This window comes from Staphylococcus cohnii species complex 1663 (genome assembly GCF_041008415.1).
Lineage (GTDB): Bacteria > Bacillota > Bacilli > Staphylococcales > Staphylococcaceae > Staphylococcus > Staphylococcus ureilyticus.
This window is the reverse complement of sequence record NZ_JBFDVL010000004.1, coordinates 155663-179623: the sequence shown is the minus strand read 5'-3', so window position 1 is coordinate 179623 and position 23961 is coordinate 155663. Positions and strand designations below refer to the sequence as shown.

Here is a 23961-nt window from a genome sequence, read left to right as displayed (position 1 = left end):
ACTCCTCCTGATAAACCTAGTAATTTTATATGGCATATAGTATATCAAAAAATGAGTAAACACAGAAATTTAAAATCTCACCACGTCTCATGCTAAAAATAAAATGTGAGCATGAGCCAAAATCCAATTGACTTATGCTCACACACTGTTACTTAATAATTAATCTTACAGATTTAGTTGATTTCAGCATCACCTGTATCTGTTTTAATATGAATGAGATTTGATCCATTTCCTACTTGTTTGTTTTTAAACAAGTGATTGTTAATATCCAGCTCTCCTACGTCACTATCAAATTCTATCCGTGTATTGTTAGGCTGTTTGTCCGTGTAATCCATTGTTATATCGCCCACATCCGTTTTCACTTTAACCGGTTTATCAATTGGCATATCTTTGATATCAATTGAGCCAGTATCACCTTCGAACTCACCCGAATTAAATTGAGTTTTTGTCACATACATATCCGCAACATCAACCTCAGCAATTAAACGGTCAAATTTTGCATGACTAATATTCAATTTCCCTACATCCGCATATAATTTAGCATAATCCGCTTTTATTTGATCAACCATAATCGAACCGGATTCAGTATTAACATTTAAATGACTTAATGATTTTGGTAAAGTAATCGTGACATCATTATGCTTAAAATCCATAAATGTGATATCAACATTACTGTCTAATGGTTTATCTTTCACATATAACGTTCCGTTTTTCACCGTAGTATCCATGTTTATTTTATCGTTGGTGCCTCGTGATTCAACTTTAAGTTGATCTCCTCTTTTTAATTTTATATTACTGTTGCTCAAATCTACATTGAGTTTTTTCACCTCAGCATTATTATCATATACTTTATGATAGTTCTCAGTGACTTCTTTCGATTTTTTACTTTCTACTTGAAACTGATTTACCACACCAATGCCACAAACAATCGTTATAATTAATCCAATTATGAAGAGGATAATTAGTGTTTTCTTCATGAAACCCCACTCCTTTTCACCACGTTTATGTTCCATTTGAGATACTTCACACAAATTAAATAAAATGCTTTAGTAATTAAATACGTAATCACAAATAACATTAATCCCATACCGAACAATGCACCTACCGCATAAACATCAAAAAGTAATATATTTTCAAACCCATTTAAAAACCCTTTCACTAATAACAATATTGGACTTAAAACAAATGAAATTGTAGTGACAATCAATGAAACAACGATACTCAACACGAAAATAAACGGTACTAAAATTACAAAGAAATTTAATATACTTAAACCCATCACTGCAAAAATGGCATTTCCTACGTCACCAAATTTTTTACTGTCAGCAGCTTTTTCTACAGCAGCTGTCGCATTCATTTCTTTAGCTAAAGTTCTAGGATCTCCTAACTCCTCTGAAATTTGTGCTTCTGATTTACCTTCTTTTAGTCCACTATAAAAATGTGTTTCATATTCATTTAAAATATCTTGTCGTTCTGCATCAGAATCATGTTTTAAATGTTTATGCAATTGTTTTAAAAATTCATTTTTAGTCATTCCATTCACTCTCCTTTATAAATATTTCTACAATACTTGAAAATGATCGCCATTCATGTAATAAATCAGCTAACCTGTCATTACCTTGGTCAGTCACTTTATAATACTTCCTTGCTGGTCCTTCTGAAGAAGGTTGGTAGTATGTCGTGAGTTCTCCATTTTTCACTAATCTTCGTAATAATGGATATACTGTTCCTTCTGCAATACTCATATGCCTCGAAATATTTTGAACGAGCGAGTAACCATACTGGTCATCTCTTTTGATTATTAGCAACACAATAAGTTCAAGTGCGCCTTTTTTAAATTGACTATTCATATGTTACCTCCTATGGGAAACCAGTACTATACATTACACAGTAGCTGTCAAACAGAATATAACACACACTACTGTACATTGCAAGGTACTGTGCTATAAATATCCCTGATTAATTCCCCCTTTAATTTTTGCGTATCAGACAATAGTATTATTGTCTGAAGATTACAAATAAAACAATCACTATTTATTCTATTTAGTATTTAATTCCAAACTAGATTTATGCGATTTAAATATGTATAATAGATAGCATGGAGTTTTGTAAGCACTTTCTTCATTGTCATTTTGCACACGACTCCATCCATATAACAAGACACACAGGAGAGTTTCATTTGAAATATAAGGGGGATTGAAAATGCTAGAGCTAGATGCAATTACTACTTTAGCAATCGCAAGTTTGTTATACCTGTTAGGTATATTTATTGTTAATCATGTTTCAATATTAAGAAAGCTTTGTATCCCAGCACCTGTTATCGGAGGCTTAATCTTCTCGATTTTAGTTGCAATTTTACAATCTACGAACATTATAACAATCAAACTAGATTCTGAATTCATACAAAACTTCTTTATGCTTGCGTTCTTTACAACAATTGGATTAGGCGCTTCTTTAAAGTTACTACGTTTGGGCGGAAAAGTACTCATTTTATACTTTATATTCTGCGGTTTTCTTGCAGTCTTCCAAAACCTAATTAGTGTTTCATTAGCAAAAGTATTAAATATTCCACCATTATTAGGCTTAACAGCTGGTTCTATGTCTATGGAAGGTGGCCATGGTAATGCAGCTGCTTATGGGCAAACTATTCGAAACATGGGGTTTGATTCTGCATTGACCGCAGCTTTAGCAGCAGCAACACTAGGCCTTGTAGCTGGTGGTTTAGTCGGTGGCCCTGTAGTAAAATTTTTAATAACTAAGTATAATTTAAAATCAGAACATGCAGAAGAAACAACAACAGACTATGGTAACGTGAAATCTAATGAATACTTACATAATCGCATGAACCCTACTACCATCTTTTTCTTACAATTTACGATTGTAACTATTTGTATGGCAATTGGTTCATATTTAGGAAATACATTCTCTGAATTAACTGGTATCAATATTCCTATATATGTTGGTGCAATGTTTGTAGCAGTTATCATTCGCAATATTTCTGAATATAATAATTTAAATCTTATTGATATGAAATTCGTTGATAAAATTAGTGACATATCACTAAGCCTTTTCTTATCAATCGCTTTGATGAGTATACAACTTACAGAAATATATCAATTAGCTTTACCTTTAATTATTATTGTTTTAATACAAGTAGTATTTATCGTGTTATTCTCAATTTTTATCGTATTCCGCGGTTTAGGAAAAGATTACGATGCAGCTGTAATGATCGGTGGGTTTATTGGTCATGGTCTAGGTGCAACTCCAAACGCTATGGCAAACTTAGATGTTATTACCAAAAAATTCGGTGCTTCACCAAAATCATATCTGGTCGTACCGATTGTAGGTGCATTTTTAATTGATTTACTTGGCGTCCCAATCGTTACTACATTTATCAATCTATTCTAATGCTGAATTTTGATTTTTAACATAGGAAAGATTCTGAGACATAGATCTTAAAAAAAATAGCACTCTGATGATTCAATTCATCGGAGTGCTTCTTATTTTGTTTCTATACTTCATAGGCTCGCTTTCTTAGGCGCAGCTTCAGCTTGTCCTGTTCCCTCAAGCGACTCGCCAAAATACAACGTATTCATATGTCATTTCACATTAAAATACTCAAAAACAAAGTCTTATATCAACCAAAATGATGTTAAAAATTATTCTACATGCATACAGACAATCTGAATGCTTTGGTCTTGTAACTGAAAAACTGCTTAATGATTGTATCTGAAAGTTGTAGCTCTCACAAAATCAAACACCTTCTTATAAAACAATGAATCGTTTTAGAGTAAATCTTAAATTAGATGTCCTATTAGAATCTTTATTTCTTGCTATTAATAGTATTTAATATGAGAAAAGTAGTAACTCAATGAGCTATTTATAATTAAAACAATATAGACAAAGGCAATTTCTATATTGTTCAATAGAAATTGCCTTTGTCACTTGTCCAAGAACTTTATGTCCAAGATTCTTTTAATTTATCTTTAATCATCAATGATTTAATATACAAAAGTTAACACAGTAGTTCATGACCAGATTTACAAAAATAAATTTCAATAAAATCTTAATTATTAATATCGATATTACGCTGCTCTATCCAAGAATGTAATCTAGGGCCAAAAATCAATTTAGCGCGTTTTAAATCATTTATCGTAGGCGCATTTAACATCGTCATAATTTTTCTCATATGTTCAGTAAATTGCTCAGTATAGTTTAATGTTTCTGTAATACCATAATTTTCAACTTGATTTAAAAATGGGCGCGACATACCCACCGCACTTGCCCCAAGCGCTAAACATTTCACAGCATCTAAAGGAGACCGTACGCCACCACTAGCAAGTATATTCATATCTTTTTGATAAGCAGTGCTTTCTAATAATGATTCCACAGTTGTTTGTCCCCACATACTTAAATAGTCCATGTCCTTGTAGGCACGTCTTTCATTTTCAATATCTACAAAGTTCGTACCACCACGTCCGCTCACGTCTACATATCTTATGCCAATTTCATTTAAGTTTTTGATTGTTTCTTTACTCATACCAAAACCTACTTCTTTGACAATCACTGGAACATCTATCCGCTTCACAATTTGTGCAAGATTGTCCATCCATGTAGAAAAAGTTCTATTACCTTCAGGCATGACTAATTCTTGAGGTGCATTGACATGTACTTGTAATGCTTGAGCATCAAGCAATTGAACTGATTGAACAGCTTTATCAACAGGCACATCGGCGCCGACGTTACTAAATATGATACCTTCAGGATTGGCCTCACGCACGATTGTAAATGATGATGCCATATTGCTATTACGTAACGCCGCATGTGTAGAACCTACTGCCATTGCCATACCACTTTCACGTGCCACGATCGCCAATTTTTCATTAATTTGTTTCGTCCATTCGCTGCCACCAGTCATCGCATTAATATAAAGTGGTTGACTGAGCGTGAAATCTTTTAGCGAATGTTCAAGATTAACATCACTCACATCTATACTCGGAATAGAATCATGTACAAATCGAATTTCATCAAAATCTGAGATTGAAGCATCTGTTTGTGCCATTGCAATCTCAACGTGTTCATTTTTTCTTTGTTCTCTTTTTAAATCACTCATTATTTACTCCTACCTCAAAAATTTTAATTTTGTCAGTTTTCAAACTGCGTCATTAATTTCATACCATGAGACTAAAACCATTTTTCTTTTTTAAAATAAATCACACAACCTATACTAATACAAAACATTAGTGCTAAGACAAAATAATAACCATATCGCCATTTTAATTCTGGCATGTTTATAAAATTCATACCATAAATACCTGTAATTAATGTCAATGGTAAAAATACAACTGACACTAAGGTGAGGACTTGCATAATTCGATTCATTTTATATGAAGCATACGATGTCAAATTATCTTTTATTTCGTTTGTCATTTCTTGGCATATTTTCAAAATATTTTGTTGTTTAATCATATGATCGTCAATATGTTGAAGATAAAGCTGGCTCTTATCATCTAAAAATAATTGATGACTTTCTTTTAATTGATTGACTAATTCTGTCATGGGATAAATGATGCGCTTTAATTTAATTAATTCCGATCGTATCTTAAATACATTGTCCATCTCAAATTTCATAGAACTCTTTGTATTTTCACTATCTTCAAATTCATATACCTTATCTTCGATAGCATAAACGAAATCAAAGTAACCATCTACTAAACAATCCAGCACCAAGATAAATATATGAGTTGGGAGAATGTTATTTGTCATTTGTGTTTTAATAGTGGTTTCAATCTTCTTTAAAATATCAAAAGGTTGATGATGGTATGTAATAAGTAAACGATCTTTTATAAAAATATTTAATGCTTTTGCATTGAAATCTTCAGTTTTCACATCATGTACTACAATGTACTGATATGTGTCATAAGCTTTGTATTTAGCTCTCGGTGTCCCGTTTACTGTATCATCAATTTCAAGTTTATTAAAGTTAAAACGTGTTTTTAAAAATGTATTTTCTGCCTCAGTCGGTTGATTAAAATCACACCATATAAACTGCGCTGTTTTCGGAATATCTTCTAAACAATTAGCGCTTGTGAGTTTATTTTCAGACGATAAGTATCTCATTGTGATAGCCATAGGTCACCCCTATAATCATTTTCTTTATTTTATCATGAAATGCTATTTGTGTATGTTATATACAATTTTTAGTAAACTTAGGTTAGTAAAATTAATATATATGCTTAATCTAACAATTAAAGTATTAAAGGAGATGTAACGATGAGCAATCCTTTCACATTTTCCAACAATGTGACACCCGATATGATTGACCATAATGGACATGTACATGATGCAAACTATAATATGGTTTTCAGTGAGGCAATTAATCAATTTAATTATACACATGGCTTATCTTTAGCTGAACGTGACAAGTTAAATTACACATTATTCACTGTTGAAGAACAAACAGCTTATTTATCAGAATTAACAGAAGGTGATACATTTACCATTACAATATACATCTATGATTATAATGAAAAAAGCTTGCATTTCTTTTCCATCATGACAAACCAAGATGGTAGCAATATAGCAACAAATGAAGCAATGATGTTAGGAATTGATCGCACAATTAATAAAACAGCGCCCTTCCCTAAATCATTTGCTGACCAAGTTAGCAATTATTATGATAATCAACAATTAATCGAATGGCCTAAACAATTAGGTCATAAAATCGGTATCTCAAGATAAGGAGTGCTTAAGATGTCACAAAGTATAATCGACGCAATCAAAGTGCAGCTTTATGATTTAAACGATGATATGAAAGCTGGGCTTAGCGAACTTAACCAAAACAAACAGCTAGTTATTAATGGTCCTGATCATCAATTGATTAAGCGCGGATTTGATATCAGTTATTACCAAGGTCAGAAACAAGCGATAGATACGATTCATTCATTAGTCGAACAAATTGATGTAGAAGAAGATTTAGTTCAACGCTACAGAACTTTTGTTCAAGAAGAAAAACAACTGTATAAAAATAATCTCTCAGAATTTAAAAATATGGATGAGCCAAAGCAAGATTTCAATGAATTTATAGCACTCTACTATAAATTAAAAGGGACACAGACTATTTTAACTGTCATTGATACAATAATGAACGAACACTACTAATTCATTGAACTATTAGAAACATATAAAAACAGACGCAAGGCAGTATCAACACATTTATGTTTGATGTCTACCTCGCCTCTGTTTTTAATTTTTTATAGACTTATCATGCTTCTAGAATTCAGTTATATGCTAACGCATTAACGTTTATCATGAATTGTATTGACGATTTCTTTTACAACTTTATGAGATTCTCTAATAGGTAATAATGCGAATGCATTCACCATTTTTTTAAAGGTATACAGTTGTACTGGTTGACGCATATCTTCTAACATATAAGCTAACCTTTTCATATCTGGTAAATAAATCTCTCTTCCACCACCAAATATATATATAGGCGGTAAACCAAATAATTCTCCATAAATTGGTGATAATCTACTATCATTCAATGGAAGATTATTGGACCATACTTTCATAATTTTTTGTAAACCTTCTATATTTATGATGACATCTTTATCGATTAAATCATCTGTAATATTTTCATTATTCAATTGAGCATCTAACATAGGTGAAAACAAGTACAATTTAGCTGGCAAAGGTTGATTGTTAGATTTTAATTGTTGCACAAAACTCATCGCTAATGCACCGCCAGTACCATCACCCATCACAATAATATCTTCATTACTGCATTCTGTTAATAATTGTTGATACACTTTATGAATCGCAGCATATGTATCCTCAACATGATATTTAGGTGCTTTTGGATAAATAGGCAATACAACTTCGTATAAAGTACTTAATGCAAGTTTATCCATAAATCTCCAATGAAAAGCTGAAGGCTGTAAAATATTATACCCACCATGAATATAAAGTATTTTCTTTTGTTGGCTATGTCTAAAACGAAATCTGAACAACTGCATATCATCCATCATTTGTTTTTCTAAATCTGATTTTACATTTAACGTTTCAGGTTGTTTGTGCTTTTTTTCATTCATCGTTAATCTTTTTTGTAAAAATTTTTCAAAGCTTTGTTGGTTATCAAATATAATTGAACGATGTGGTAATAAGTATTTATTAACAAATTTTGTTGTTAGTCTTGATTTCATATATAATCATCCCTATCTTTTTGTAACAAATTTTAGAATTATAGAATTTTTGTTTCAATTCAGTATTTAAAATAAATTATATGATAAAATAAAAATAATGACATAAACGAGAAGTTATAATAGATATTGAAATTTTAAAAATATGACAATTCATACTAAAAATTAAAATATTCAACTACATTGGTTAAAATGTAACAGTTATCACATATTATAACAAAATAAAAGTCATAAAATAACTAGATCCCCCATCTAATGTTATGAAAGGAGTAAGTTATGACCGCAAACAATCACCAATTTAAAGATTTTGAACACACTTTAACGAATGAAACAATGCAACGAGGCACTCGCTATGGAAAAAAGAAAAAATCTTGGGTTAGCCTTATTATACAAGTAATCGTCTTAATTCTAGTTGCAATTTCTGGTTACAGTATGTTTAAAGAGCCCATATTCAATTTAGTTTTCGTAGATAAATCGGTTAATTTTAAAGAATTAACGAATTTTCAAGAAACTATCAATAACTTAACACATTTAAATATAAATATAGAAAGCATTGATAACTTACAAACAAGTATTGATCGCTTAATACTTGTATTTTATATATTTTTTATCGCCTGTATATTAAGTTTAATCTTAACTATTTTTACATTATTTTTTAATAAAACGATTTTGAAAATAGTTAATATGTTTATCATAGCGATCATGCTTGCAATTACTTTTGGTTTTTCTGCATTAATTAAAAATATTGCTACAAGAATTGCCGATTCAATGAATCAATATTATATAACTGTTGATTCAAACCAAATATTAACAGAAGCAAATGCAATCCATAACGCTTTTATTTTATTAAGTTGTAGTATTGCTTTACTTTTAATTAGTTTATTCTTTAGAAATCGGAAACCAAGAATTTAACTTCGTTCAAATTTTATCAAAAAGCTGCTACATATAGTATATTAAGCCCGAAAATGTATGCCAAAGTTCATTTTCGGGTTTCTTTTATACCTATAGATCGATGCACCAATCGATTAATACATTTGATAAAATTAAAGTCAAAACCTAAAAGGTCTCAACTTAATTATCAAATTTATTTAGACCACGTGGCTTTTTACTTTTAATGTATTTAATACTAGTAATTATCTGAGTCACAAAAGTATTCATTATAAGAAAATAGTAACGCAGACTTTATTAAAGATTAAAAAAGCGACAATTTCTATACAACTGTTATAGAAATTGCCGCTTTTTCGTTAGTCAGAAATGTTATATCACTGATTCTTTTTCTTATTCTTCATTTGAAATGTAATGTGACTTGCCTTTTAAGAACAAGCTCAAAATAAATGCCAACGCACTTAACAAAGTAGCGATTAAGAAAGCACTATTTACGCCGTTAATTGAAGCTAGCTTTTGCACAAACTCTAAAACTTGAGAAGTTGCCATTTGTTCTCCACCCATTGCTTGAGCCATTTCTTGTAAACGGTCTTTAATAAATGGATTTGTTTTATCTAAATCCTGTGTATATGATGCAATATGTTGAGTTGTTTGTGTAGACATGACTGTAACTAGTAATGCCGTACCAATTGAACCAGCCAATTGTCTCAATGTATTAGTTAATGCATTGCCGTGTGCGATGAGTCTTTGTGGTAATGCGTTCATACCAGCAGTCATTATTGGCATCATGATAAAACTCATACCAAATGAACGAATGATATAAATAACCATTAAATGACCATACGTTGTATTCATATTTAATTTTGTTAATTCCCACGTAGCATAAGTCATAATGGCTGTACCTACTAAAGCTAGTGGTTTAATACCTATCGTATCTAATAATTTTCCTGCTATTGGGCCCATTATACCCATTATTAGAGCACCTGGTAATAATAATAAACCTGATTGTACTGGTGTAAAACCTCTTAAGTTTTGTAAGTAAAGTGGTAATAAAATCATACCACCAAATAAACTCATGGTTACAATCATGTTAATAACTGTTGTTAATGTAAAACCTGAGTATTTTAAAACTTCCATGCTTAGCATTGGCACACGCATTGTAAGCTCTCTAATTACAAAAGCAATAATAAAGATCACACCAATAATAAGCGACACTACAACTATTGGAGAACTCCACGTGTTATTTCCCGCTTCACTGAAGCCGTATAATAACGCACCAAATCCAATTGTACTAAATATGATGCCGGGGATATCTGCTTTAGGGTTTGTAGTAACTTGATATACTCTAAACCATATATAAGCGATAGCCAATGAAATAAGCCCTATAATGAACATGCCATAGAACATCACGTTCCAATGATAATTTTCTACAATATATCCTGATAATGTTGGTCCTATTGCAGGTGCTAAAATCATTGCTATACCGAGTGTTCCCATTGCTGCGCCACGTTTTTCAGGTGGGAATATAGTCATAAATACATTTGTACCGAGTGGCATTAAGACACCTGCACCAATAGCTTGCAGTACTCGGCCAACCATCATTATTGTAAATGAACCTGATATACCACAGACTAACGAGCCAATCGTGAATAATGTCATCGCTATTAAGAATAATTTACGATACGAATATTTATTAAATAAATAAGCACTGATTGGTATTAGAATACCATTCACAAGCATAAAGCCTGTCATAAGCCATTGACCTGTATTAGCAGAAATATTAAAATCTGTATTTATTTTAGGTAATGCAACATTTAATAACGTTTGGTTTAATATAGCTATAAACATACCGAAAATCATCGCTATTAAAACTTTACCTTGAGAAGTGCCTTTTCCAAACATAAATGAACTATGTTTAGCTTTTAGCTTTTCATTTACCTGTGCTTCTTCAGAATTCGGATTGATTTGTTCATGATCCGAATCATGTTGTGTCGATGATTCAGTAGCGTCACTATCAGAGTGCGTTGCCTTTTCTGGCTTTTCGTCTATTGATTCATCTTTGTTTTGTTCTTGATTTTCTGTTGTTGTTTTGTCGTCTTTAACTTTAAATTTAGATTGATAACTTTCGTTAGAAGCAATGCTTTCATGCTTAGATTGTTCCATTTTTCTGGCAGATTTTTGCTTATTTCTTTTCATGATAAAGAAATTTAGTCCGCCGACAAGAATGAGCGCTATGACTACGTAAACAATAATGAAGGTCATTGTCATTTTAAGACCCCCTTAATTTTTATGAATTTTTACTTCAGCGTTCATTCCTGGAACAACATTTTTAGATGGTTTTGAATCTAGTGAAATTTTCACTGGTACCACTTGTGATACTTTTGTATAGTTGCCATCACTGTTTGATGAAGGCATCATTGAAAAGCTTGAAGCAGTTGCTTTGCCTACTTCTTCTACTTTACCTTTTAATTCAGCGTCTTCACCATCTAATTTAACATTTACATCTTTACCTTCCTCAACGTCTGCAATATCTTTTTCATCCACGTTAGCAGTTATATAAGAATCATCTAAATTATAAGCATAAGCGATTGGTGTGCCAGCTTGAGCCATTGAACCTTCCATGCCATCAACTTTTACAATTGTGCCATCTTTAGGCATTTTAATACTCATATCTTGAGATTGACCGCCTTCACCTTTAGCAGCAATCTCTGCAACTTTGTCACCTTTGCTTAATTTTTCATTATTTTTGACATCAAGCGATTTGATTTCGCCAGAAGCTGGAGCTGATATTTTAATTTGTTCTCCATCCACTTTAGCATTATCCGTACTTACAAAAGATGTTGCTTGATTATAAAAATGGAATCCTACGACACCAATAATTACAAGTACAACAATGGTAATGACATTGATTAATACCATTTTCTTCATGATACTTTCCTCCTATTTGCATTTAAAATTCACCTTGTATATTATAAAGAGATGAAATTTAAAAGTATACCGACACTTAAATAAAATGTGTTGGGTACGTTATTTATGTTCTATGAAGGAGTTATTATGAAACAAAATGCTAAACGTAAAATCATCCATAATATGATTGCATTACTAGAGCTACATCCGTTTGAAAATATAACTATCAAAATGTTATGTGCATATAGTGATATAAATAGGACAACTTTTTATGATTACTTCGTAGATAAATATGATCTTTTAGCTACAATACAGTCACACCATATTCAGAAATATAAAAAACTATTAGAAAATCTATATAAAAGTTCAGAAGAGATTGCAGATAATTATTCGAAACTATATCAGTTTTTCAAAATCATTTTACGCTATATTAAACGCCATTATGGCTATTTCCATGCTATTTTAGTCACATATCCTAATCGAGACTTGTTTTTTGAATATATGCATGCCACGCGTGATACCTATATTAAAATTTTGGATGACTATACCAGTGTTATAAATAAAAAACAATTTGTAATTTACGCACTAGGTGGCCAAATGGGTCTTGTTTATACTTGGATTAAAGAAGGATGCAATCAACCGGTAAATGATTTAGCTCAAATTTTATTAGCTAATACAATTAAGTTGAATCGTTAAGTCATTTCCTAATAAATGATCTAATTAAAAAGACTACTAAATTTCTACAAAATAATAGAAGTTTAATAGTCTTAGATTATTTCTAATTCAAATATATAGAACAGCTTGATACCTACCATGCAACATCATGTCAATGCTATACTTCACCTTGGCTTAGCAAAATTCTAGCCTTCGCCACTTCGAATCATTCCTGCAAAATAAATTAGCTTGGGATAAAAATCTAATTTGTTTAAAATGACATTATTGCTACATCCATGAATGTAAGCGCATGTTTAAATCAACTTAAAGTACTTGACTTGAAACACATGCACCAGCTACTTACCAAAATACTAAAAAGATTTTATTTCATCCTCTCTTAGGCTCACTTGCTTGTTCTAAATACAAAATAACTCATCACTTGCAACACTATGAGTAATATACCTGCAATTAGGATAATTGTGACATAAGGTACATAATTTTCTTCTCCCATTAAACCTACGAGAGGTGAAATCACCCCACCTAATAAGTATTGGATAAGTCCAAGTAAACTTGATGCGCTTCCATTACCCCCAGTACGTTCATCCATTGCTATAGAAAATCCCAGTGTTGCTACACCAGTAACCGGTGCAACAAGAATAATAAAACCAAAGCATAAAATCCATATTGACAAGTGATTTACTAAAGTAAACGTTACACTCAGAATTCCTACTAATTGAATCAATGTCAAAATTCGTAATAACATTTGCCTATTTATAAAATCAACCAACTTACCAGTCAATTGACTTGAAACAATCAGACTTATACCAACAACTGCAAACATAATACTAAATTGCTGTGGAGACATACCATAAATATGTTGAGTAATAAATGGAGAGGCTGAAATATAACTAAACAATATGATAAACGTAACCCCTTGAATCAACATTGGTAATACAAAACGTGGTGCTTCTAATAATTGTAAGAAATTCTTAAAAATACTTCCCATATGAGGGCTATCCCTATGTTCAATTGATAATGATTCTTCCACTTTAAACATTGTTCCAAAAAACATGAGCATGCCAAATATGGTAAGTACGACAAACACCATATGCCAAGTTGAAAATGATAAGATCACACCACCTAAAGCGGGTGCTAATACAGGTGCGACGCCATTGACTAACATGAGTAAAGCTAAAAATTTCGTTAATTGTTTACCACTGTATAAATCGCTTGATATTGCTCTAGAAATAACTGCGCCTGCGCCTCCACAAAAACCTTGCACAAATCTTAAAATGATCATCCACCAAATATTGTTTACAAAAATAATTCCTAAACTTGCTAATGTAAATAACAACATCGCAATCATAAGTGGTTGTTTACGTCCGATGGAATCAGAAATAGGACCAGTAAATAAATTCCCAATAGCTAAGCCAATCATAAATAAAGATAAAGTTAATTGTGCATTTGAAGTTGTCGTATTAAAATCAGTCTGAATTTGAGGTAAACCAGGTAAAAACATATCTATAGATAAAGCACCAATTGCAGTTAATACACCTAGAATTAAAATAAAAATAAGTGATTGCTTTTGTTGTTGATTGTCTGACATCTTATAACTCCTTCAAATATTACTTAAAATACTCAATTCGACGATAACTACATTTAATTATGTATTTCTTACTGACTTATTACAATATTATGAATAAGCATTATTACCATTATAGCTTTAGCTCAAAAACAAAGAAAGCGTCAATTTCTACTAACTGTTATAGAAATTGACGCTTATACATGAGTCAGAATGAGTTTATTCTCAAATTGCTCTATTTTTCTACTACTACATTTATCAAAGTGATATTGACAAGCATTTCACTACATTACTATTCCGAATATTTCACTACCTTGAGATTACTGGCATCATCATCGCCTTCAAGTTGATAGTTCACTTCGCCATACTGTCCGTCTTCTTTGACGGTTTGAGCAGTAATATAAAATGTTTCACCTTGTCTCACAATTTCAGTGATTTGTGGCTGTGGTAAATAAAAAATAGCATTTTCTTTCACTTGATTTTTTGTAGACTTGTAGTTATTGCTATTCTTTTTCAGATAAGATGAAACTAAATTAAAGTTACTTTGGCTATGCGCGTTATTCATTGCAGCAGTATAATTACCGAAAAAACGAACCACCTTATTTCTGAAACTATTTTCTTCTTTTTCTTTTTTATCAACATAATCTTGAATTTCATCACCATCAAAATTCAATGTTACATATGTTTTATCTTTCAAGTTATCCGTTTTAACAGTCGTTTCAGCTGATTTAAATGTCTTTTTCTTCGCTTCACCTTCGGCAGAAACTGTTAATTCTTGTGTTTTTGGATATGGTCCTATTTCTTTATTATTATTATAGTCATATGTTTTATCATTTACTTTCACTTTAACTGTATCTTTATCAATTTCTGATGCGCCTTTTAAATCTAAGACAATATAAGCTTCATTAAAATCTTCTGAAACGTCAACTGTTTCATGATTACTATTATTAAAATTAAATTTGAGTTCACCACTAAACTGTCCGTTAGCCATTTCCTTTTTAGACTCGATAACGTAATCACCTGGTATGAATTCACCAAGTACCGTCGTCTTATTCTTCTGTGCGTGAACAGTTCTTTGCTTATCATTTGCTTTAAATTTATATGTTGCATCGTACTTAGGCTTTACAATCGCTTCTTTCGTAGGTGCTGTAAAACTCATGTTATCAAATATCAAATAACGTCGCCCATTTTTACTGATACGCAAAACTTTTTCACCATTTTTGGCTGTTACAAAGTCTTCCTCACTCGTCTCATTATTATTTAAAGAAGCTATTTTTTGTTTAATATCTTTTGTATATTGTTTCATGCCAACTTCTTTTTTTATATATTTAATATAAGCTTTAGCCTCATTTTCATCCACACTATTATTTTGTGTGCTTAATAAGGTTGATAATTTTTGAGTATCATTATTATCTACAGCATTAATTAATATTTCCGATTGTGCTTCCGGAGAATTAAAATTTTTCAATAAGATAAATATAATCACCAGTAGAATAATGATAAAAGCTGCAATACCCCAGGGAATAATTTTCCTTGCTTTGTTATTAACAGTTTTTTTGTTTTCTTTTGAAGTTCGAGTCATTTTTTCGTTACTTGTCGACTCTATACGATAGCCACAATGACTACATCTTCGTTGTCCTATCCTTATATTTCCCCCACATTTAGGGCACTTTTGCATTTTATCACCACGCTCAGTCCTTATTTTTTACATTATCCCGTTATTTTAACATAATATATTTATAAACTATATGGCTTTATCAAGCCATTTCCACCAATTTTTTGTAGTTTTTTAATTAAGTGAAATTTATTTTTACGCTACCTTATTTCTATTATATGTATATAAATCAGTAAAAGATATACATCATTAGTCCAATGTCTTCTTATATCTTCTATGATTTTTTCTTTCATCTTATATAGCTTAAGCTTTTAATTATGCACTTCAAATGAATCATTTTAATTTGGGTACGTCATTCCGGTTGTTGAAGCATGATTTTAATTAAATGTATTTAGCTTTGCTTTTAAATACTTTCATTGCTTATACTATTAAATACTGTGCTTCAAATTGAAATTTTTTAATCTTTGGTCAATAATTTCTAAAACATAACGTGCTTGTTCGATTTGTTCATCAGACAAGTCGTGTAAAATATCACTAACAATCGTATTGATAATTTCCTTACTTTGTTTATTAAATTGTTTGCCTCTTTCTGTTAATTTAATATATTTTAATCTTTGATCTGTATTTTCTTCTGCTTTCTCCCATTGAACTACTTCTGCTTGTATTAATTTTTTGATTCTCCGGCTAACGGCAGCTTTATTTACGCCTTGTCTTTCAGTTATTTCAGTTAACGTCATGGTTTTTTCGTTTTCTAACATTAATATAACATTGGCCTGCTCTTTTGATACGTTATAGTCTTCTCTTAATTCTTTTAACAATTTAGCTAACAAAGTATTCACATCATTTATAAATTCACCCATAAAATCAATATGACTACTTAAATTTTTAACCATAACTTCTCGCACCTCTACTATTCTAGCTCACATAAGTAAACGTTATTTTTTTTATATTATGTTTATAATATCAATATTCGAGATGGTATAAAAGCAGAAATTTGTATTCACTGCGTTTTTTAATTGTTAAATCTAGCAAAATTACAAAATACAATACCATTAAAATTTGATTAATTTTAATAATTGCTCTACATTTAAAATATTATAAACTTTCGGGGTGAACCATGTATACGTTGTCTTTAATTATAAGTTTAATTATTTTATGTGGTTTTATTGCTATGATTAAAAATTTCAAATTCACTACTAATTTAACTTTTTTTGTAATTCAAATTATTTTAGGTTACTTTGTAATCATCTTACATGTAGGTAAGTTATCTTTGCCTATGCCACTCATATTCACTATGTTTGTTGGCGTGTTGTTAATACACATCAAACATCATCATTTATTTAAACATAGATTAAGCGCACTTTTTTTGCGCCGTTTGTATGCTATTGCATATAGAGTATTACTGTTTATGATTGCTTGTGCTTATATTAGTCTAATACCTGTAGGTATCAATGTGATTTTTTATTGGTTAGCTGCTATTGCATTTAGTGCATGTTTCACCTTCATTTGTTATGCGCTTTGCACATCTGCATTTTCAAATGTTACATACAAAGAAGACTTTGATGTCATATTGGTATTAGGCGCAGGTATTTTTACTGATCAAGTAACACCTATGCTAGCTAAAAGATTAAACAAAGCTATAGCATTACACCATTTAAATCCAAATGCTCGACTCATTGTAAGTGGTGGACAAGGTCCTGACGAACCAATTTCAGAGGCCTTGGCTATGTATCGATACTTAGTCCAAAGAAATATTAATCCTTCAATGATAGTACTTGAAGACCAGTCTACGAGCACTTTAGAAAACCTTAAATATACAAAAGTGCTCATTCAACAATTATATAGATATGAACCAAGTATCCTATGTGTCACAAGTCAATTTCATATTATGCGCGCTTTAAGGTTTGGACAAAAATTAAACCTCAACTTAAAAGGTGTCGGCAGTCATACACCTTATCATTTCTTTGAAATTGCATTAATTAGGGATTTTTTAGCAATCATGTACCAATATAAGCTTTTACTAACTTGTTACTTTGTAGTGTTATTTTGGGCAAGTATGATGGCGTTGTGGCATATTCCATCCATTTAAAGCCACTATACACAAAATAATTTGTGCATCCTTTTTACAATAGAATATAGTGTTTTCTTCATAGAAAAAGAGTGGGACAGAAGTCTAATTTTATTAAAAGATTTCTGTCCCACTCCATTGATTTAGGAATCATAATTATATTACGGTTCATTTAATTATACTATTGATCAACGATGACACCATCATCTAATTCGATGACTCTATCAGCATAATCAAATAGTCTTTTATCGTGCGTTATCATAATACCAATCATATTTTTACTTTGAATTTGATTTTTAATCATATCTATCACTTCTGTGGCACGTTCAGCGTCTAAACTTGCAGTTGGTTCGTCAGCTAAGATTATTTTCGGATGATTCATCAATGATCTCATGATGGCAACACGTTGCTTTTGTCCGCCTGAAAGTGTGTGTGGAAATACGTTGAGCTGTTCTGCTAAACAGATTTGTGTTAATAGTTTTTCTGATCTATCAGTGGCTTCTTTTTTAGACATACCTGCTTCTTTACCTATTGTTGTTAACTGATCTTTAACTTTTAAATAAGGTACTAAGTGTGAAGATTGAAATATAAAACCAATTTCATTAAGTCTTAGCTCAGAAGCTTTTTTATCACTATCATATAAATGCTCACCATTATATAATATTTCACCACCACTTTGTGACAATAGCCCACCTAAAATAGTTAAAAGCGTTGTTTTACCTGAGCCTGAAGCACCGTTTAAAATTACAAATTCTCCTTCATTCACTTCAAAATTAATCCCTTTTAAAACTTTAGTTTCGGAAGAACCTTTCCCAAAGGATTTTTTTATATCTTTAACTTGTAAACTCATTATTCTCCACCTCCGATAGCTTCAATAGGATCTACTTTAAATAATTTAATAAATGATAGTGCTGCGCCAACAATTGCAACAACGATGAAAATGCCTACGACTAATAATATATTCGCAACAGTTACGTGGAAAGGCATAGAAATTGGCATTATTAATGATAAACCACTAATTAATGCAACAGCAATTATCACTGCAACCATTGTAGTTATTAATATTTGTAATACTAAAGCACTTAGTAAATGTCTTGTCTTGATACCAATTGCTTTTAAAATACCGATTTCTGGAATTTTTTGTATCGTCATAACATAGAAAAACGCACTCAGAACTATAGCAGAAATGACAAACAAGCTAACTATCATCATATTAAGTGGTGCTTGTTCTGCTTGATAACTCGGTATTTCACTTGTGATATCGTCTTCCGTAAATACATCGATACCATTAATATCTTCTAATTTATTTATCTGTTTTTGTGACATATCTTGAATTGGATAAACGGTACTTACATTTTTATTCAATTTATCAAATCCACTATTATTCATCATAACCACTGAACTATGAGAATACATTGTGTCATCCAAAATACCTGATACTTTTAACGTTTCACCGTCTTTAATTTTAATGTTGTCTCCAACATCTACCCCACTTGCAGTTAATTTACTATTAATTGCAACTTCATTGTCTTTTTTAGGATAATGTCCTTCTGACAATTCTGGCTTTTCATTTTTCACTGTATTCATCATAACAACATCTTCTTCATCTTTATCAATTTTCAAAGTTTGAGATGCTATTTTTAAAGGTGACTGTCCACTAATATCTTCAATTTTCTCTTGCTGTTCTGGTTTAATAATTGATTTTTCGATTTGTGGTGTTTTGTTATTTTGCATCACATATTTTTCTGACTTCATATTATCTAACATAGAAATATTTTCTCTTGCTAAACCTTGTGCCAACCCACTAATAAATAAAACCATAACACCTAATAACAATATAATTAACATGATTAATATATAACGAAATTTATAATATTTTATCTCTTGCCATGCCAATTTCATAGTGTTTCACTCCCTTTCAAGAACTTATATTTAAAGTTTAAGGTCTTTATATGAACTCAATATGAACTATGATTAACTTTTTAAATTATTTCCTATTTGTTAAGTTAAATTTTTCCATATATAATGTCTGTAAAATGATTAAGGAGATTTTGAGCATGACAACTTGTTTAATTGTCGATGATGACAGTAAAATTTTAGAATATGTTTCAAATTATATTTCACGAGAAGGACTAGATGTTGTGACACAATCAAGTGCTGAAAACGCACTGTCGTATTTAGATACACATCAGGTTGATATTGCTATCGTCGATGTAATGATGCCTGGCATGAGTGGTTTTGAACTATGTAAAGTTTTAAAAGAAGATTTTGAAATGCCTGTCATTATGTTAACAGCAAGAGACGCACTTAGTGATAAGGAACAAGCCTATTTAACTGGTACAGACGATTATGTTACTAAGCCATTTGAAGTAAAAGAGCTTATCTTTAGAATAAAAGCAGTATTAAAACGGTATAATATAAATGCTAATAATGAATTGAAAGTTGGAAATCTCACGCTCAATCAAGCTTATTTAGAACTTCAATCTTCTACTAAATCAATGAACTTACCAAATAAAGAGTTTCAACTCTTATTCTTACTTGCTTCACATCCAAAACAAGTATTTAACCGTGACGATTTGATTGAAAAAATTTGGGGCTTTGACTATGAAGGTGATGAACGGACTGTTGACGTACACATTAAGCGTTTGAGAAAGCGATTGTCAAAGTTAGGAGCTACGATTACGATTCATACAGTACGTGGCTTAGGATACAAGGTTGATGACAATGTTTAAATCACTATATTCACGTATTGCTATTTATACTGTCGTCATTTTACTATCGAGTGCATTGCTTAGTTTTCTATTAACTAACATTATTTATCACAATCATTTAAAAGAGAATAATGATGCAAAAATAATGAGAACATTAAAAGATGCTATTTCCTATGAAAAAGAATCTAAGATACAAATGCCAAAACCCTTTTTCAAACATCTTGGACAAATGAATTATCAAGTGATGACCGTCTCAGAAAATGGCAAAAAGGCTTATTATGGCACTGCATTTAGAAAAGATAATGTTGACTCTAAAAACATTAAATCTGTGTTAAATGGCCATGATTATCATGGGATAAGAAATTTGCCCTACAACCCTTTTATCACTGGATTTTTTGAAAATACTACTCAAAATACTGTGGGTGTGCAATTTCAATCCAATGGTCAAAATTATGCTGTTTTTATGAGACCAGACATCGGAAAAACTTTTAGTGAATTTAGAATTTTCTTAGTCATATTAATTACACTCTTATTAGTCATCTCAATCATTTGGGTTATTTCTTCAACTTATATGATTATTAAACCGATACAACAGTTAAAACAAGCGACTGAAAGGTTAATGGAAGGCAATTTTGATGTACCGATAGACATTAAACGTAATGATGAATTTGGCACATTACAATATCGATTTGATAAAATGAGACTCTCTTTAAAACAAGTCGATGACATGAGACAGCACTTTGTTCAAAATGTTTCACATGAGATCAAAACACCATTAACACATATTCATCATTTACTTGATCAATTAAAATTCGCTAAAGACGCAACAGCTCGTGAACAATATATCGATGAAATATACCAAATTACAACACAGCTCAGTGAATTAACCAAAGAACTTTTATTATTATCAGAAATTGATAATGGCGAACATCTAGAATTAACTGACAACATCGAACTTAATAAACTGATTAAACAGATTATACGCCATGAACAATTTGCGACGAATGAAAAAGATTTGATCATTATGTCTGATTTAGCTAATGTATCTATAATTGGGAATGAGCGCTTACTAAACCAAGCTTTTCAAAACTTAATAACGAACGCGATCAAATATTCTGAACAAGGGGGTACAATTGACATTACACTCACACATGATACCGATCAAATTCGTTTTAATATCACTGATGATGGTCAAGGCATGTCACCAGAAACCCAATCTCGTCTATTTGAACGTTTCTATAAAGCAAGCAATCATGATAATAGCAATGGCTTAGGCTTAGCTATTGCGAAAGCAATTTTTGAATTACACAATGGTACAATTGAAGTAACAAGTACGAAATATGAAGGTACAACATTCACTGTTACCATCCATAAATAACAATATAACAAGTGAGCTGATACCTGTGAATTTTATGAATTAAAGCTCGTAATAGGTTACAATATTTTCTAGCAAACATAGACAATTAAAACCTTGAGATTTTAATTACAAAAAGAGCGCTAATCCTTTGCGGATTGGCGCTCTTATTTTGACTATGGTTATTTATCTCCTAAGCTTCTCATTTGTTAAAATGAGTGCACTATATCTATTAATTAATCTTTAAGTTTTTAGTTATTTCTTTATTAATTTGAGTGTATAGAGCTTCATTTTCCGATAATTTCATACCGAATGAAGGCACTATTTCTTTAACTTTTTCTTCCCAATTGTTAAATTCTTGTTTATAACAACGTTGAAGTACATCTAACATGATGTCAACAGCAGTTGAAGCACCTGGAGAGGCACCTAACAATGCTGCTAAAGAACCATCTTCAGAAGTAATGACTTCTGTACCAAATTGTAACGTGCCTTTTCCTTTATCTGTATCTTTAATGACTTGTACACGTTGTCCAGCAACCACAATTTCCCAGTTTTCGCTTTTTGCATTTGGCACAAATTGACGTAAATCTTCCATTCTCTCTTCATTTGATAATGTGAGTTGAGAAATTAAATATTTAGTTAAGTTCATTTCTTTAATTCCTGCCGATAGCATTGTAATAAGGTTGTTTGGTTTCACTGATTTTATTAAATCCATATTTGAACCAGTCTTTAAAAATTTAGGTGAAAAACCAGCAAATGGCCCAAACAATAATGTACGTTTGCCATCAATATAGCGTGTATCTAAATGTGGTACTGACATTGGTGGCGCACCAACAGCTGCTTTTCCATAAACTTTAGCAAGATGTTTTGATGTGATAGCCTCATCTCTACATACTAAGAACAGACCACTTACTGGGAATCCACCAATATGTTTAGATTCCTTGATACCTGTTTTTTGTAATAAAGGTAAACTAGCACCACCGGCACCAATAAACACAAAATCACTTTCCACTATTGTCACTTCATCCGTTTTCAAATCTTTCACTTTAACTTCCCAAGTGCCATCCTTACGTTGACTTAGGTTTTCTACTTCATGTTCGTAATTAAGTTCTACATGTTTATCTTCTAAATTTGAAAATAATTTTTTTGTTAACGCACTAAAATTCACATCTGTCCCCGTTTTATCATATGTAATAGCCATTGGTATATTGGATGTACGCCCTTCCATAATCAACGGTGCCCATTCAGAAATTTGCGCTTTGTCATCTGTAATTTCCATATTACTAAATAAAATATTTTTATTTAATCTTTCTACACGTCTTCTTAAAAAATCTACATTGCGTACACCCTGTACAAAACTCATATGCGGCACAGGCTTAATAAAGGCTTCAGGTTTTGATAATTGACCTTGCTTAACAAGATAATTCCAAAATTGCTTTGTAATTTGAAACTGTTCATTAATTTTAACAGCTTTAGAAATATCGATTGATCCATCTTTGTTTTCGTTTGTATAATTTAATTCGCATAATGCAGAATGCCCTGTTCCTGCATTATTCCACGCATTTGAACTTTCTTCTGCTGGTGTAGATAATCTTTCAAACATTTTAATATCTTTCTCAGGTGCAAGTTCTTTTAATAACGTTCCTAGTGTTGCGCTCATGATACCGCCGCCAATTAATATGACATCTGTTTTGCTATGTTGTTTACTCATAACAAACACAGTCCCCCTTTTATATATGTTTATAGACACGTTATCTTTATCTAGGAAAATCACAGCCATGATAAAGCGTTTTCTATAGTGAATAATTTAAATCTTAATCTACTATAATTATACTAAATGTTAAAAAAATAGCAGAATCTTTTGTCACACTTCTAATTATATACGTTATTGTCCTATGAAAAAAGGGCTTTCAGTAATTCTACTCAAATTATGTTAATACCTGTTAACTATAATAGCTATGAGACGACTTAAATTGCAATTAAT

22 protein-coding genes and 1 pseudogene are annotated in these 23961 nt (G+C 31.2%); 9 read left to right on the top strand and 14 right to left on the bottom strand.

Annotated elements, in window-relative coordinates; all coding sequences use genetic code 11:
• Positions 1 to 173 precede the first annotated feature (173 nt).
• From AB1J10_RS06320 to AB1J10_RS06310, 3 genes are read right to left on the bottom strand one after another with little or no spacing between them, the layout of a single operon-like run.
• Positions 174 to 977 carry a DUF4097 family beta strand repeat-containing protein gene (locus AB1J10_RS06320; protein WP_157948030.1) on the bottom strand — a complete coding sequence of 268 codons (804 nt, stop codon included), beginning with the start codon at positions 975 to 977 and terminating at the stop codon, positions 174 to 176.
• Positions 974 to 1534: an HAAS signaling domain-containing protein gene (locus tag AB1J10_RS06315; protein ID WP_107365313.1), complete on the bottom strand. Its 561-nt coding sequence runs from the start codon at positions 1532 to 1534 to the stop codon at positions 974 to 976. The genes AB1J10_RS06320 and AB1J10_RS06315 overlap by 4 nt, the downstream gene beginning before the upstream one ends.
• Positions 1527 to 1850, bottom strand: a complete 324-nt coding sequence (locus AB1J10_RS06310) for a PadR family transcriptional regulator (RefSeq protein WP_046208522.1) — start codon at positions 1848 to 1850, stop codon at positions 1527 to 1529. The genes AB1J10_RS06315 and AB1J10_RS06310 overlap by 8 nt, the downstream gene beginning before the upstream one ends.
• 352 nt (positions 1851 to 2202) lie before the next feature.
• On the opposite strand from AB1J10_RS06310, the gene gltS reads away from it, so the two are divergent.
• Together gltS and AB1J10_RS06300 are read left to right on the top strand one after the other, a co-directional pair.
• Positions 2203 to 3408 (top strand): sodium/glutamate symporter, encoded by a 1206-nt coding sequence (gltS, locus tag AB1J10_RS06305; protein WP_107365312.1) that lies wholly within the window; start codon positions 2203 to 2205, stop codon positions 3406 to 3408.
• Positions 3409 to 3643: 235 nt separating this feature from the next.
• Positions 3644 to 3844, top strand: a pseudogene (locus tag AB1J10_RS06300) (IS5/IS1182 family transposase); the annotation flags it as partial.
• Positions 3845 to 4066: 222 nt separating this feature from the next.
• On the opposite strand, the gene fni reads toward AB1J10_RS06300, so the two are convergent.
• Positions 4067 to 5113, bottom strand: coding sequence for a type 2 isopentenyl-diphosphate Delta-isomerase (fni, locus tag AB1J10_RS06295; protein WP_107365902.1), 1047 nt, complete (start codon positions 5111 to 5113; stop codon positions 4067 to 4069).
• A 71-nt stretch (positions 5114 to 5184) separates the two neighbouring features.
• Complete coding sequence (gene corA, locus AB1J10_RS06290; protein WP_046208525.1) at positions 5185 to 6132, bottom strand: magnesium/cobalt transporter CorA; 948 nt, start codon at positions 6130 to 6132, stop codon at positions 5185 to 5187.
• Between the two features lie 141 nt (positions 6133 to 6273).
• Between corA and AB1J10_RS06285 the strand changes: the two genes are divergently transcribed.
• On the top strand, positions 6274 to 6741 hold the full coding sequence (locus AB1J10_RS06285) for a thioesterase family protein (protein ID WP_046208526.1): 468 nt from the start codon (positions 6274 to 6276) through the stop codon (positions 6739 to 6741).
• A gap of 12 nt (positions 6742 to 6753) precedes the next feature.
• Positions 6754 to 7161 (top strand): hypothetical protein, encoded by a 408-nt coding sequence (locus tag AB1J10_RS06280; RefSeq protein ID WP_070657934.1) that lies wholly within the window; start codon positions 6754 to 6756, stop codon positions 7159 to 7161.
• 137 nt (positions 7162 to 7298) lie between these two features.
• Here the strand turns inward: AB1J10_RS06280 and AB1J10_RS06275 are convergent, their stop codons facing one another.
• Positions 7299 to 8204, bottom strand: a complete 906-nt coding sequence (locus tag AB1J10_RS06275; RefSeq protein ID WP_064209337.1) for an alpha/beta hydrolase fold domain-containing protein — start codon at positions 8202 to 8204, stop codon at positions 7299 to 7301.
• Positions 8205 to 8477: 273 nt separating this feature from the next.
• On the opposite strand from AB1J10_RS06275, the gene AB1J10_RS06270 reads away from it, so the two are divergent.
• Positions 8478 to 9113, top strand: a complete 636-nt coding sequence (locus AB1J10_RS06270; RefSeq protein WP_070037516.1) for a hypothetical protein — start codon at positions 8478 to 8480, stop codon at positions 9111 to 9113.
• Positions 9114 to 9479: 366 nt separating this feature from the next.
• Here AB1J10_RS06270 and AB1J10_RS06265 read toward each other — a convergent pair whose 3' ends face one another.
• Positions 9480 to 11354, bottom strand: a complete 1875-nt coding sequence (locus AB1J10_RS06265) for a DHA2 family efflux MFS transporter permease subunit (protein ID WP_046208530.1) — start codon at positions 11352 to 11354, stop codon at positions 9480 to 9482.
• A 12-nt stretch (positions 11355 to 11366) separates the two neighbouring features.
• Complete coding sequence (locus AB1J10_RS06260; protein WP_046208531.1) at positions 11367 to 12014, bottom strand: HlyD family secretion protein; 648 nt, start codon at positions 12012 to 12014, stop codon at positions 11367 to 11369.
• A gap of 126 nt (positions 12015 to 12140) precedes the next feature.
• On the opposite strand from AB1J10_RS06260, the gene AB1J10_RS06255 reads away from it, so the two are divergent.
• Positions 12141 to 12689: a TetR/AcrR family transcriptional regulator gene (locus AB1J10_RS06255; protein WP_046208532.1), complete on the top strand. Its 549-nt coding sequence runs from the start codon at positions 12141 to 12143 to the stop codon at positions 12687 to 12689.
• Between the two features lie 361 nt (positions 12690 to 13050).
• Here the strand turns inward: AB1J10_RS06255 and AB1J10_RS06250 are convergent, their stop codons facing one another.
• From AB1J10_RS06250 to AB1J10_RS06240, 3 genes are all read right to left on the bottom strand, one after another.
• On the bottom strand, positions 13051 to 14253 hold the full coding sequence (locus AB1J10_RS06250; RefSeq protein ID WP_107365423.1) for a multidrug effflux MFS transporter: 1203 nt from the start codon (positions 14251 to 14253) through the stop codon (positions 13051 to 13053).
• A 268-nt stretch (positions 14254 to 14521) separates the two neighbouring features.
• Positions 14522 to 15907 (bottom strand): zinc ribbon domain-containing protein, encoded by a 1386-nt coding sequence (locus tag AB1J10_RS06245; RefSeq protein WP_046208534.1) that lies wholly within the window; start codon positions 15905 to 15907, stop codon positions 14522 to 14524.
• 365 nt (positions 15908 to 16272) lie between these two features.
• On the bottom strand, positions 16273 to 16737 hold the full coding sequence (locus tag AB1J10_RS06240; protein WP_019468867.1) for a MarR family winged helix-turn-helix transcriptional regulator: 465 nt from the start codon (positions 16735 to 16737) through the stop codon (positions 16273 to 16275).
• Positions 16738 to 16961: 224 nt separating this feature from the next.
• On the opposite strand from AB1J10_RS06240, the gene AB1J10_RS06235 reads away from it, so the two are divergent.
• On the top strand, positions 16962 to 17933 hold the full coding sequence (locus AB1J10_RS06235) for a YdcF family protein (RefSeq protein ID WP_019468866.1): 972 nt from the start codon (positions 16962 to 16964) through the stop codon (positions 17931 to 17933).
• 160 nt (positions 17934 to 18093) lie between these two features.
• On the opposite strand, the gene AB1J10_RS06230 is transcribed toward AB1J10_RS06235, so the two are convergent.
• Together AB1J10_RS06230 and AB1J10_RS06225 are read right to left on the bottom strand one after the other, a co-directional pair.
• A complete protein-coding gene (locus AB1J10_RS06230; RefSeq protein ID WP_369003052.1) occupies positions 18094 to 18762 on the bottom strand; it encodes an ABC transporter ATP-binding protein in 669 nt (222 codons plus the stop codon).
• Entirely contained in the window at positions 18762 to 19814 is a 1053-nt protein-coding gene (locus AB1J10_RS06225) for an ABC transporter permease (protein WP_107365424.1), read from the bottom strand. Before AB1J10_RS06225 ends, AB1J10_RS06230 begins: the two co-directional genes overlap by 1 nt.
• 155 nt (positions 19815 to 19969) lie before the next feature.
• Between AB1J10_RS06225 and AB1J10_RS06220 the strand changes: the two genes are divergently transcribed.
• Positions 19970 to 20644: a response regulator transcription factor gene (locus AB1J10_RS06220; protein ID WP_019468863.1), complete on the top strand. Its 675-nt coding sequence runs from the start codon at positions 19970 to 19972 to the stop codon at positions 20642 to 20644.
• On the top strand, positions 20637 to 22001 hold the full coding sequence (locus AB1J10_RS06215) for a sensor histidine kinase (RefSeq protein ID WP_064209407.1): 1365 nt from the start codon (positions 20637 to 20639) through the stop codon (positions 21999 to 22001). Before AB1J10_RS06220 ends, AB1J10_RS06215 begins: the two co-directional genes overlap by 8 nt.
• A gap of 208 nt (positions 22002 to 22209) precedes the next feature.
• Here AB1J10_RS06215 and mqo read toward each other — a convergent pair whose 3' ends face one another.
• Positions 22210 to 23688: a malate dehydrogenase (quinone) gene (gene mqo, locus AB1J10_RS06210; RefSeq protein ID WP_046208536.1), complete on the bottom strand. Its 1479-nt coding sequence runs from the start codon at positions 23686 to 23688 to the stop codon at positions 22210 to 22212.
• Positions 23689 to 23961 lie beyond the last annotated feature (273 nt).

Bases quoted from the DNA above. Each gene is read 5' to 3' on its own strand.
- gltS (WP_107365312.1), top strand. From the start codon at position 2,203: ATGCTAGAGCTAGATGCAATTACTACTTTAGCAATCGCAAGTTTGTTA.
- AB1J10_RS06245 (WP_046208534.1), bottom strand. From the start codon at position 15,907: ATGCAAAAGTGCCCTAAATGTGGGGGAAATATAAGGATAGGACAACGA.
- AB1J10_RS06260 (WP_046208531.1), bottom strand. From the start codon at position 12,014: ATGAAGAAAATGGTATTAATCAATGTCATTACCATTGTTGTACTTGTA.
- AB1J10_RS06225 (WP_107365424.1), bottom strand. From the start codon at position 19,814: ATGAAATTGGCATGGCAAGAGATAAAATATTATAAATTTCGTTATATA.
- mqo (WP_046208536.1), bottom strand. From the start codon at position 23,688: ATGAGTAAACAACATAGCAAAACAGATGTCATATTAATTGGCGGCGGT.
- AB1J10_RS06310 (WP_046208522.1), bottom strand. From the start codon at position 1,850: ATGAATAGTCAATTTAAAAAAGGCGCACTTGAACTTATTGTGTTGCTA.
- AB1J10_RS06230 (WP_369003052.1), bottom strand. From the start codon at position 18,762: ATGAGTTTACAAGTTAAAGATATAAAAAAATCCTTTGGGAAAGGTTCT.
- AB1J10_RS06215 (WP_064209407.1), top strand. From the start codon at position 20,637: ATGTTTAAATCACTATATTCACGTATTGCTATTTATACTGTCGTCATT.
- AB1J10_RS06220 (WP_019468863.1), top strand. From the start codon at position 19,970: ATGACAACTTGTTTAATTGTCGATGATGACAGTAAAATTTTAGAATAT.
- AB1J10_RS06235 (WP_019468866.1), top strand. From the start codon at position 16,962: ATGTATACGTTGTCTTTAATTATAAGTTTAATTATTTTATGTGGTTTT.
- AB1J10_RS06275 (WP_064209337.1), bottom strand. From the start codon at position 8,204: ATGAAATCAAGACTAACAACAAAATTTGTTAATAAATACTTATTACCA.
- AB1J10_RS06320 (WP_157948030.1), bottom strand. From the start codon at position 977: ATGAAGAAAACACTAATTATCCTCTTCATAATTGGATTAATTATAACG.
- AB1J10_RS06280 (WP_070657934.1), top strand. From the start codon at position 6,754: ATGTCACAAAGTATAATCGACGCAATCAAAGTGCAGCTTTATGATTTA.
- corA (WP_046208525.1), bottom strand. From the start codon at position 6,132: ATGGCTATCACAATGAGATACTTATCGTCTGAAAATAAACTCACAAGC.
- AB1J10_RS06250 (WP_107365423.1), bottom strand. From the start codon at position 14,253: ATGTCAGACAATCAACAACAAAAGCAATCACTTATTTTTATTTTAATT.
- AB1J10_RS06265 (WP_046208530.1), bottom strand. From the start codon at position 11,354: ATGACAATGACCTTCATTATTGTTTACGTAGTCATAGCGCTCATTCTT.
- AB1J10_RS06315 (WP_107365313.1), bottom strand. From the start codon at position 1,534: ATGACTAAAAATGAATTTTTAAAACAATTGCATAAACATTTAAAACAT.
- AB1J10_RS06240 (WP_019468867.1), bottom strand. From the start codon at position 16,737: ATGGTTAAAAATTTAAGTAGTCATATTGATTTTATGGGTGAATTTATA.
- fni (WP_107365902.1), bottom strand. From the start codon at position 5,113: ATGAGTGATTTAAAAAGAGAACAAAGAAAAAATGAACACGTTGAGATT.
- AB1J10_RS06285 (WP_046208526.1), top strand. From the start codon at position 6,274: ATGAGCAATCCTTTCACATTTTCCAACAATGTGACACCCGATATGATT.
- AB1J10_RS06270 (WP_070037516.1), top strand. From the start codon at position 8,478: ATGACCGCAAACAATCACCAATTTAAAGATTTTGAACACACTTTAACG.
- AB1J10_RS06255 (WP_046208532.1), top strand. From the start codon at position 12,141: ATGAAACAAAATGCTAAACGTAAAATCATCCATAATATGATTGCATTA.